This window comes from Fodinibius sp. SL11, assembly GCF_052060035.1.
GTDB lineage: Bacteria > Bacteroidota > Rhodothermia > Balneolales > Balneolaceae > Fodinibius.
In genome coordinates this window covers 1-10272 of record NZ_JBPOEA010000027.1, presented here as the reverse complement: position 1 = coordinate 10272, position 10272 = coordinate 1, and the positions used below count along the sequence as shown (strand labels likewise).

Here is a 10272-nt window from a genome sequence, read left to right as displayed (position 1 = left end):
GCGAAGGCCTGCTTTTCTGGGGATCCTCAGAGTTGCCGGTAATACAGCTTGATGAGGAGCAAAAACCGAAATTCGAGTCGTTATTTCAGATACTTGTTGATGAAATGGAAACGAAAGACCGAATCCAAGGAGAAATGCTTCGGATGTTGTTAAAACGTTTGATTATTAAAGGAACACGGTTGGCCCGCAAGCAGCTATTCCCCGAATCCGTGGGGACCAAACAAACCGAACTGATTCGGCAGTTTAATATCTTGGTGGAACAGCATTTCAGGGAATATCATCAAGTGAGTGATTACGCCGAAATGCTTTATAAATCTCCGAAAACCTTATCGAATGTATTTGCTGATGCCGAACATAAGACGCCACTGGAGATGATTCATTATCGAATCGCCTTGGAAGCCAAGCGTCAGCTCTCTAAAACGGAAAAGTTTGCCAAGGAGATTGCCTTTGAGCTGGGTTTTGAGGAACCCGCTCACTTCAGCCGTTTCTTTAAAAAAGAGACGGGAATGTCGCCTTCAGCCTATCGTGACTCCTCCACAAAATTACAATAAGGGAAAAATTGATAAGGATGCGGGAATAGTGGTCATTCGCCTTCTGGTTTGTTTCAGTAATATTGGAGCAGAATCAAAATTGAAACAAACCAATTTGTGCTATGAACAAATTAAACTGGAAGAAGGCGATTATCGCTGGAATAATCGGAACTATTTTATTTGATATCGTTGGCTTTCTCTTTACCGGCCAATGGTGGGACATCCCCGGTCTGTTGGGACAAAAAACAGGACTTGGATTTGTCTATGGAATCTTTGGCCACTACGGAAATGGTATTTTGTTGGCCATTCTTTACACCGCAATTGCTCCTCACCTGTGGGGTCCATATTGGGTACGACCGCTCATATTTGTAACAGCTGAGACTATTGCATTGGTCTGGTTGTTTATGCTGCCGTTATTGGGAGCAGGGGTAGCCGGTATTAACCAATCACCGATGACGCCAGTTGTAACGCTGCTTCGTCACTTCGCTTTTGCCCTGCCACTGATCTTTTGGGTGAATCAAGAATTCATCAACCTACCCAAACAGGCAAAAGCTGCAGCATAAGAATCTATCCACTAATAACAATTAACAACAAACCAAATACTACTATGAACTTTCCAATTTACAACATCGAAAACGCACCAGAAGATGCTAAACCACTCTTAAAGGCAGCCAAAGAAAACTTCGGCTTCGTTCCCAATTTACTGGGTGAATTTGCCGAAGCTCCCGCTGTGTTAGAGGGGTATCTCAAATTGAATGAGATTGTCGGCAAAACCGACTTTTCACCCGTCGAACAGCAGCTGGCAATTTTGGCCGTAAGCATTGAAAATAAATGCCATTACTGCTCGGCCATCCATTCCACGATTTTGAAGAATCAGCTAAACGTTGATGAGGCGATCGTAAATGCAGTACGAAATGGTGATCCAGTGCCTGATGAAAAGCTTAATGCTCTGGTTACCTATGTCACAAAAGTTGTTACAAGCAGAGGCTTCGTAGATGAAGAAGATCTACAGGCATTTATCGATGCCGGATACAGCAAGCAAAATGTGCTGGAGGTCAACCTGATTATTGCGTTAAAAACAATCAGCAATTATACCAATCATCTAGCGAATACTCCGCTGGATGAAGCTTTTGAGCCCGAAAAGCTGGAATTTGAAACGGCTTAATTTCTCCTCTTAATTTATAAAGGGCTGGTTCTTAAAGCCAGCCCCTTCTTATTTTTAAGCAATAAAATTAGTAGTTACAGTTCTCTACATGCTCGTTGTTCTGCAATAATCAGGCACTCGTCTTCGTAATTGATTTTGACAGTCTTCCACGGTGAGCTTTGGCGTACGCCGGTATACTGATCCTCTGCCGTTGGAATCAAAATGAATGTTGGCCACGGCCCACTATACTCTCCTTCAAAAGTACCATCTTTATTCCAGACGATGTTCCAGTATTGATTCCAGTTTGCAAATTCTGCATACACAAAAGTGGTCCACGGGCCCTTATCAGCAAATCGAGAACCGGGCGTATTGGCAAACGTGCCTACTACATGGAGTGAATCGAGATTGCCAATCTGGTTGATACGGCTAAGCATAGCACTGGTGGGCGCTGTAGGATCTTCCCCTTCGGCCATCAAACCGGAAAGTGCATCTTTCTGGCCCTCCTTAAGCCTGTCCATAGCGTTTCTGGTGCGTCGGTTAAGTTCTGCAAACTGCTTTTTCTGTTCCGTTGTGGGTTTTAGCATCAGGTTAAGAGCGGACTGGCCCCAGAGCTTGGCTACCAGTCGCGTGTCATCAGCGGTAAGTTCCAGTCTGCCTCCACCCATACGATAGACACCTTTTCTTTGCTGAGCGAGCCCAGGGTTAGCCCCATATTTGGGGGTAATGAGTGGGGGCATTAGAAACTCAGAGTCAAAGGCCGCGTCAAGAATGGAGCTGCGTTGTTGGTCGGCGGAAATCATGGACGTATTCCCCTGGATATAAAAGAACACCTCTTTCTCTGGAAGCCACACAAAGTCGGCCGAAAAAATCCTGTTACTCCCACTGTGGGCAATCATTGGGCCCCATTGGGAATTATTGATCACCCAGCCATAACCGTACTGGGAGATGCCGTTGCTCTCAGTGACATATCCTTCGGTCCAACGATCAACAATCTCTTTATTCAACACAGTATGTTTTTGAAGAGTGTTTCTAAACCATCGATACATATCATCTACCGTGGTGTGCAGTCCACCGTTAGCACGTAAGTGCCAGCCGGGGCCGTCTTTAAGCCACCCGCGATCATGGACTAGTCCCCACTTTTCGCCGTTTCGGTATCCCACCGCAAGTTTTTGACGATCGAAATTGGGAAGTACGTAACCGGTTTTTTTCATGCCAGTGGGCAACAGCAGTTCTTCACGCAGAAATGGCTCATATCCCTGTTCGGATACCTGCCCCACGATCATTCCCAATAGCGAATACCCTGCGTTTGAATAGGCATATCCTGTACCGGGGTCAAATTGCAGCGGCTCTCCCATCACGCGATTAGTATATGCTTTGGCTCTGATCGGTTCCTCATCCGATCCAACACCTCCCGGGAGGCCTGAAGAGTGGGTAAGCAGTTGGTGAATGATAATATCCTGCTTGTCGGTGGGGATATCATCGAAATATACGGCAATGGAATCGTCGACCGATAGCTCTCCGCGGCTTTCCAACAGCAGAATAGCAGCACCGGTCATTTGTTTGGTGATGGAACCGTGAGATTGTACGGTGGATGGCGTATATGGGCGCCGGGTTTCGCGGTCTGCAATGCCATAGCCCTTTCTCAGTACAACGCTGTCGCTTTGGCTGACGATAATAGCTCCGGAAAATCCCATCGCTTCGATTGCCGACAGGTAGCGGTCAACATTGACCGCTATTTCAGATCCTCGGGCTATCATTTCTGTGGTAAAGGTAGAATTTTCCTCAGTTGAAGAGGTTGAATTGTTATTTTTATCTGGATTGCATGAACTAATAAAAAGAAATAGCGGTAGTAGAATTATAGTAAGTATTCGCTTCATCATGATTGTCTTAAAAGGGTTGGTAGAACTAATTAATCTCTAAGGCAACAACAGCAAATCGAATCATGCCAGGATTATCCAATCCCGGTACATGTTTCTATCAATTGACCCCAACACAGCAAAAATCGACCATATTGCCATGACCATTGGGGACTCGGGTATCGTATAAAAATTGTATTGCCTTATTAAAGTAGAATGTTAGTTAAAAGCGAATACAGGCGGGGCATTAATAGCAATACCGCTTATCAGGGGAGCGAATTCAGAATGGTGGGCAAATGAAGAGAGGCGGTTTAATAGCGTTCGATATACTTCTTGAATTAACGTATGACGCGTGTCATAAACAATCGCGTCCACCGAAGCCCTTTCCACTGGCAAAAAAGAATAAGAATGAACTTGGTTTACAATAACAAGCTTATTCGTGCTAGAATCAGGCTCTTTTTTATCAGCCCCTTCACTTAATGAAAGTTTAGATAGGTCATTTTTGTCATCAGCTTGTTCACCAACCGGTAGGTCAATGTCATCAACGTAAGTGCTAACGTTTGCTTCAGTATATAATGGCAGACCAGAAACAGTTGTGGCATAATCGGATTGATTAATCGGGTTTAACAAAAAGATGACAGCCCCGATTAATAATAGGCCCATACTAAGAAATAGGGTGATATGTCGTTTTAGAATTGCCATACTGAAAGGAATAATAACCAAAAATTGTATAATTACAACTTTGCAGTCATATTTATTTCAAAAATGAATTTGTTACTATTTCTAGCACCAGTTTGAGAACTTTTTGAGGCATAAGGCTAAAAAGTATAATGTGGCCACTGAAAAATATAGAGACAATGTTGAAAAGTAAGTTCAAGAGGACTAGAAATCCTAACCTTTTGTTCCGAAAACATGATGATGTGGTCTATGTCTCGTCTATGCATACGACCATTATATAATTTATTCCAGCAAAGGTTTAAATTCTTGCATCAGGTGGTAGCTCTTTTGGGAGATATACTGCACCAGTTCCTTAGCCCTTTTAGCAACTTGATTATTTTCTTTTAGTAATTGAGTCAGCAGTTCTTTTAACGGGGTCTTCCAAACATGTAGCCTCATAGTTTTGTCAACACTCTTAACCATTTTTTCAATGCAAAACATGACTACTTCAGGATACTTGCGAACATAATCGGTCAACTCCTGCATTACACTGCGGTCGTGTTCAATATGGGGAGTAATTTGTACCACATCGTGGAGACTCGTAATAGACCAATCATCCTCAAAACATGGGCTAGTAAAACACCAGCCGAAGTGGGCCAATTCGGTCTGGTAGGATTCATCTTTCAGGTGAGATTGTGCTTGTTCAATACGGTTTTCAATATAACTCTTTGAAAGCTCAAGCACTTCCGGTGTTATTTCCGCCATTTCTTCGAGACTTCTTCCTATACAATTAAAGACATACCCTCTATTATCGGGCGGGGCATATTTGAAAAATGTAGCAAACAGCTCGTCATTCAGCTCTATCTGTTTTCCCCAATAATAGCCTAACAGATGTACAACCAAGCGACGATCTGCCATTGATATATTATCTGATGCTTCAAAATCTGTATACAATTGCACAATGGCTTGTTGGTAAATAGGCTTTATGTGTTCAAGAAACAGCTTGTGATTCCGATGTCGTCGGATGAAGCCGTTCCAAGCCGCTTCGAAATGGGGTTTCTGTTCGCTGCCATCAGGGAAAATATCACGAAGGTGTTCATTGAGCCATTCTGCATCTGTTTCAACAAGTGTTCCCAGATGCTGACCGTACACCGACCGGATTGTCAGTGTGGGGTCATGGTTTATGTCTAAATGCTGTTCCAGTACTTTAGGGGCTTCGGGTATTTGATCAAACGAAATAGTTGCTTCGCTATCATTTTCTAACTCTTTCCTCACCCAGCGGATATAATAAAACAGTGCATGCATTGCTTCTCCGCGAACGGTATTAATGGAGAGATTCATTGGATCTCCCCCGTGGTATTTTTTCTCATGATCCAAATCGGGTTGTGGGTCTTCCACAAGAATTTCGAGAAGTTCCCAGACTTGATTGCGGTACTTGAAAGGAATCGGATGTGTTGTCTGTTTACAGCCTTCTCCCAAAAGATCCGCCAATCGCTTGCGGGTCCACTGCCACTCCGGATTATCAAAATGAGGATTATCCGTAGTATCATCATCTTCTTGCTGCACTGCATAAGCGGACAACTTTAATACCGGTTCCCAGTAGATTTCTGCGCCCTCGTTTACAGCATCCCGCAAACCAGAGATGAGAGAGCGTACGTACGTTGGAATGAGTTCTTTGAAAGCCATTGCTTTTTTTGAATAGGCTTCCGCATTTTCATTGACTACAGTTGTCATAATCCGTCCCAAACCCTCGTGCGAAGGAGCATCATACGCTTCTCCGGGTTGCCATTTTTCCAAATAGGAAACTACTTTTTCAACAGGCAATGGGATAAGTTCTTCGGCCGATTTCGGAGAAGTTGGACCAACGAATGTAGTGCTTTCGTATGGATCTTCATCTGTGGGCTCCCCGAATTCTTCTACAAGTTCTTGGTATTTTTCTTTCCAGAATCCTTCGAGATACTCATTAATGGGATGAAGCTTCCGTAGCTGCCATTTTCTATTAAAAGCAGTTATTTCTTCTTCCGTGGGATTATCTTTCCAGTCCTCCAGCCGTTTTTTTATCGTATCAGAGCTAAGTCCTTTCTGAATCCACCCAAGTAATTGTTCCTGCTTTTCGTCTTTTAATTTGGGGAAATACTCGTTAAGGGTAGATTTATATTCTCTTGAAATCCAGTATTTGTCAAATAGTTCAGCATCTAACAAGACTTTTTTAACTTCCCCCAAGTTACCCTCCCTTGCGTGGAATAGTAGTTTAATCCTTTTGAAGATGTGCCAGTCATACTGATCGAGAAAATTTATAACTTTAACTGAGTTGGTCCCTTCTTTTATAAAATGATTGATTTGCTGTATAAGCAGATTCAGTAAATCCTCCCTAGGGTCCCTGGCAAAGTTTTCGCTTTCTTCAGGTTCCAGAGTTAAATTTCGCTTCCAGCTGTAGGAGAAATCATCCGGTTTAGAACATCCGACTTCCAGAAAGTCATTTATAAGTCCGTATACTAGTTGAAGAAAGTCCAATTGAAGGAGATCTTTAAACTTATCCACTTTTTCGTTCAGGAAATTTTTAAACTCCCAGTCACCTATTCTGGTATCCGGAGAATACGTTGACAGCCCTTTTTCAATTTTATTGGTGTCTATCGGTCCCAATATAGCTTGAAGTATGCGGATTGTGTGATCTTCGTATCCATTTTTAGCCAAGTGTAAGGCCAAATCAAAATAGGGTTCAGAAGCGTGGGATAGTGATCCGGACTTGATCCATTTGATTACGAGGTCTGTATGTTCGGCACTTACTTCAGCAGGCATTTGCCGAATTGCTCTCACAATGTCTTCATATACTCTGTGGTTATCGGTGTCAGGAAGGCTTTTGATGATCTTTGAAACTTCTTGGGGCTTTTCGTCAGCTACCTTCTGCAAATAGATAGCGGCCGGCCATTGGGGATACCGGTAAGTATTTTCATCGGTGTATATAATAGCAGGGAGATGATCGAAAAATCCATGATCTTGAAAAAAAGATACCCATTCTGGGTCGTTACATTGATTGTAGAGATAAAGGAGCGTTGTTTCGTTGTGCGGAATATTACCTGCCAGTGTTTGGACATTGGCGGTCGATGGCTGGTCATCCAGAATAGTGTCAATAACCTCAATCGCCGAAAAATATCGTCCCTGTAATTTATCAACAACTTCATCTATAACATATAGAAAACCTTCCCACACCTCTTCTATTTGGTCATGGCGTTTCCTGGGTGGATTAAACGAATCTCTATGTGCTAATTTTCTAAATTGGAACTCAAAATTTGAATCGGCAAGCTGTAACCATGTTTCACTAACGGGATGTTCTAATGGGATATCAAGTTTTTGCAGAATGTTCTTGATATCTTTCTGATGGCTTTTGCTTCCTGAGGCTTTCTCATCTTGGGTTCTGGCTGCGTCTCTTACGGCACTTTCAATTTCCCGAAGTAAATGCGAAATAAGATGCGTTTCTGATTCAAGTTCATGATCTCCGCTAAGCATCCGACAGATATCCCTGAAGAACGAAGCCGGTCCGTCACCGATAAATTTCAGCTTTTCGTGAACCCGCTCGTGAAAAGAATCATCGAATTGTAAAGGTTGCATAGGTACTCTTTTTATAGATAATAAACTATGCCTAAAATAAAATTCCCAAATTAAATGAGACAGAGCCAATAGGGAATACCTTGAAAATAATAAGGCCTCACAAGTATCAGTTGTGAGGCCCTGACTATTCATCAAGAGAGACGCCCTAGGTTGGGCGCTGCAAAATATCTACTTTTCCATTTGTTATATCAAGCTATCTTTAAAATAGTCTTGTAAGTAGTGATTTGATAAATCCGCCAATCCGAATCAGCATTCTCCCGCCGTAATGATCAATTACAGTCCGCAGCTCATGTAGAAAAAGATCTAATAGTCGCTCCTTTTCTTGAGGAGAGAGTTTCTTGCCCTCTTCGCTGTTGGGATTCGTATACTGGGCGTACAAGCGAAGAATCTCTTGGGCTTTTTCAAACAGGCTTCGGATTTGAACCGAGGCCGACAAGGCAACCATTCCGAGTATAACCACACCTATCTCGGCCAGGTTATTTGGAGTTAGCAGGGTGGTCATCCATTCGTTTGTAGTGAGTAAAAAGATGGCGGTGAGTAAAAATGTTAAGAAGATAGTCATTGGTTGTTCTTATTAGGTTTATGGGTTTTGTAATGGGAAATATCCAAAGCTTTGACTTGTAGGTCGGAGCGGTCGTCATCAAACAAAGAGTTGCCTGGTAGCTTTTGATGTTGGTTTTTCTGGATCTGCTTAAACCACTGGCGTCCCAGGGCTTTTGCCTGTTTTTTTTGTAGGCCTTCTCTCTGGCCTTGGAGTAGCTGGTCTATCCCGTCAGTTTGGGCCGCACCTGAAGAAATGGCTACCATACCATAGAGGTATCCGATTATCTCCAGGATGGAAAGAATAAGCAGGAGCGTGGTATCAATACTAGAGGCAGATAGCCTGCCGGTTGATAAGAGTCCGGAAATCGTGAGGCTGGCAATGCCACTTTTTACAATTCCTTTCCCCTTTTCAGGGGTTTTGCTTTTGAAAAGACTGATTAAGGTGGGAACAGCCTTAATAATTGGTTTTAGTATCTTCAGCATTGGAGGTGTCCTCCTTAATTAGAGATTTATACCGGTGGAGTTGGCTTGGAATGGTTTTGAATTCAATAGAGCGAATTCGCCCGTTTTGATCTTTGAAACGTTCATCCGCATGCTGGACATGCGTTTCTAAGCTTTTTTCCAATCTGTAGAGATTGTCAGCCTGCACTTTCACTTTTTCATTGATGCCAATCATCAGCTGGTACCACTTTTTGATTTCAGCGGTTTGATTATTGATCGAATCGTAGATACCGGTCAAAAACAGGCAGATAATCGTGGTGACAATCAGCTCCTTGTATTTTTGGAAAAAGCCATCTGCTTGGGAGTTGCTCATGGGCCGTACCTCCTTATCGCTTCATCCAGCGTAATGGATTGCTTGTTTGTTTTGCAGTGAAAGTGGCCACTGGAAAGCGACTGGTAATAATACTGTCCATTGATTCGGAGCCATCGGAGCGGGCGCCGGGACCGCCCGTTCCCTGCCCATCCGTCCATGTGCAAACCAATAGCCGGTACGTTGTTACCTTTTTTGTTGGTGTAGCTCCAATCAAAGTACAAGCCTACGCCTTGGAATCCCCAAGTGGTTGCAAGTAACCAATGTTGGAGCGCGGAAGGTTGACTGGAAAGCCACTGGTCAAAAAGCAACACATCAAAGGCAAACCCGTGGCCGTGGGATTTTTGGTCTCCTTTTCGCCAGGCAGAGCTGATAAGAGTGGTCAGCCCGTGCCATCGGCGCCAGGCCAAAAAGGATCGCAAAAACCCAATGTCCATGCGTTTGATCGTTCCGGGACCTTGGATTTCGAGTTCCTCGATAGAGAAATGGTTTCCGTAGCTGTCCAGCAGTGCGTTATAATCTTGGTTATTCATTACCTTTTACCTCTTGTGGCTATAAGCAATAGGCCAACGACTGCTATCCCGCCGACAACTTTTACAGGCGTTGGTATTTCGCTGTTAATGTACTTTTTGGCTTCCTTGATGAGATCTTCCTGGGTCTCACTGTTGGGTTCGTCTTGGTCGGGTTCGCCCAGGCCCGGGTGGCATCCGCAATCGCTTTGCAGGTACCCGGAGCCATTTCCTAATGAGTGATCCTTACAGCCACAATTGCACTGGTCCGATAGGTGTAATGTATTTTCCATGATGGTTTTATAATTAATTGATTATTATTGAATTGATTTAAAAGAGAAGTTTCCAGAGCAACAGGCCTGATACAGTGGCCCCACCTGCTGCGGCGGCATGTTTCTTTTCAATCTCCAAGCCTCCGATCTTGACTGTACCATCAAGCATGTCTCCGCTTTTCCCAGCAGCTTTTTTAACAGTTGGTTTCTTGTTTTTCTGCACTTTGGCAACTGTTGTCGTTTTCTTCTTTGAAGTTGCTTTTTTCTTTGTACTAGGTCGTTTTCTGGGTTTAAGTTTGAGTTTTGTAGGAGGGGGTACGGGATTTTTGTCTATAACCGGA

11 protein-coding genes and 1 pseudogene are annotated in these 10272 nt (G+C 43.4%); 3 read left to right on the top strand and 9 right to left on the bottom strand.

All coding sequences use genetic code 11. The annotated features are described in order from the left end of the window. From ACQ76V_RS15725 to ACQ76V_RS15715, 3 genes are all read left to right on the top strand, one after another. Positions 1-551: helix-turn-helix domain-containing protein (locus ACQ76V_RS15725; protein WP_441001468.1), on the top strand; the 551-nt coding region annotated here is incomplete at its 5' end. A 101-nt stretch (positions 552-652) separates the two neighbouring features. Continuing rightward, a complete protein-coding gene (locus ACQ76V_RS15720; RefSeq protein WP_441001467.1) occupies positions 653-1093 on the top strand; it encodes a hypothetical protein in 441 nt (146 codons plus the stop codon). 44 nt (positions 1094-1137) lie between these two features. Next, on the top strand, positions 1138-1695 hold the full coding sequence (locus ACQ76V_RS15715; protein WP_441001466.1) for a carboxymuconolactone decarboxylase family protein: 558 nt from the start codon (positions 1138-1140) through the stop codon (positions 1693-1695). 74 nt (positions 1696-1769) lie between these two features. Here the strand turns inward: ACQ76V_RS15715 and ACQ76V_RS15710 are convergent, their stop codons facing one another. From ACQ76V_RS15710 to ACQ76V_RS15670, 9 genes and pseudogenes are all read right to left on the bottom strand, one after another. Further along, positions 1770-3554 carry a serine hydrolase domain-containing protein gene (locus tag ACQ76V_RS15710; RefSeq protein WP_441001465.1) on the bottom strand — a complete coding sequence of 595 codons (1785 nt, stop codon included), beginning with the start codon at positions 3552-3554 and terminating at the stop codon, positions 1770-1772. 195 nt (positions 3555-3749) lie between these two features. Then, entirely contained in the window at positions 3750-4193 is a 444-nt protein-coding gene (locus tag ACQ76V_RS15705) for a hypothetical protein (protein WP_441001464.1), read from the bottom strand. A gap of 297 nt (positions 4194-4490) precedes the next feature. Beyond that, on the bottom strand, positions 4491-7796 hold the full coding sequence (locus tag ACQ76V_RS15700) for a hypothetical protein (protein WP_441001463.1): 3306 nt from the start codon (positions 7794-7796) through the stop codon (positions 4491-4493). 199 nt (positions 7797-7995) lie between these two features. After that, positions 7996-8358 carry a hypothetical protein gene (locus ACQ76V_RS15695; RefSeq protein ID WP_441001462.1) on the bottom strand — a complete coding sequence of 121 codons (363 nt, stop codon included), beginning with the start codon at positions 8356-8358 and terminating at the stop codon, positions 7996-7998. After that, complete coding sequence (locus ACQ76V_RS15690) at positions 8355-8822, bottom strand: hypothetical protein (RefSeq protein WP_441001461.1); 468 nt, start codon at positions 8820-8822, stop codon at positions 8355-8357. The genes ACQ76V_RS15695 and ACQ76V_RS15690 overlap by 4 nt, the downstream gene beginning before the upstream one ends. Next, positions 8794-9153 (bottom strand): hypothetical protein, encoded by a 360-nt coding sequence (locus ACQ76V_RS15685; protein WP_441001460.1) that lies wholly within the window; start codon positions 9151-9153, stop codon positions 8794-8796. The genes ACQ76V_RS15690 and ACQ76V_RS15685 overlap by 29 nt, the downstream gene beginning before the upstream one ends. Beyond that, positions 9150-9683 (bottom strand): hypothetical protein, encoded by a 534-nt coding sequence (locus ACQ76V_RS15680; protein WP_441001459.1) that lies wholly within the window; start codon positions 9681-9683, stop codon positions 9150-9152. Before ACQ76V_RS15680 ends, ACQ76V_RS15685 begins: the two co-directional genes overlap by 4 nt. After that, entirely contained in the window at positions 9683-9952 is a 270-nt protein-coding gene (locus tag ACQ76V_RS15675; RefSeq protein ID WP_441001458.1) for a hypothetical protein, read from the bottom strand. The genes ACQ76V_RS15680 and ACQ76V_RS15675 overlap by 1 nt, the downstream gene beginning before the upstream one ends. 37 nt (positions 9953-9989) lie before the next feature. Continuing rightward, positions 9990-10272: pseudogene (locus tag ACQ76V_RS15670) on the bottom strand (hypothetical protein); the annotation flags it as partial.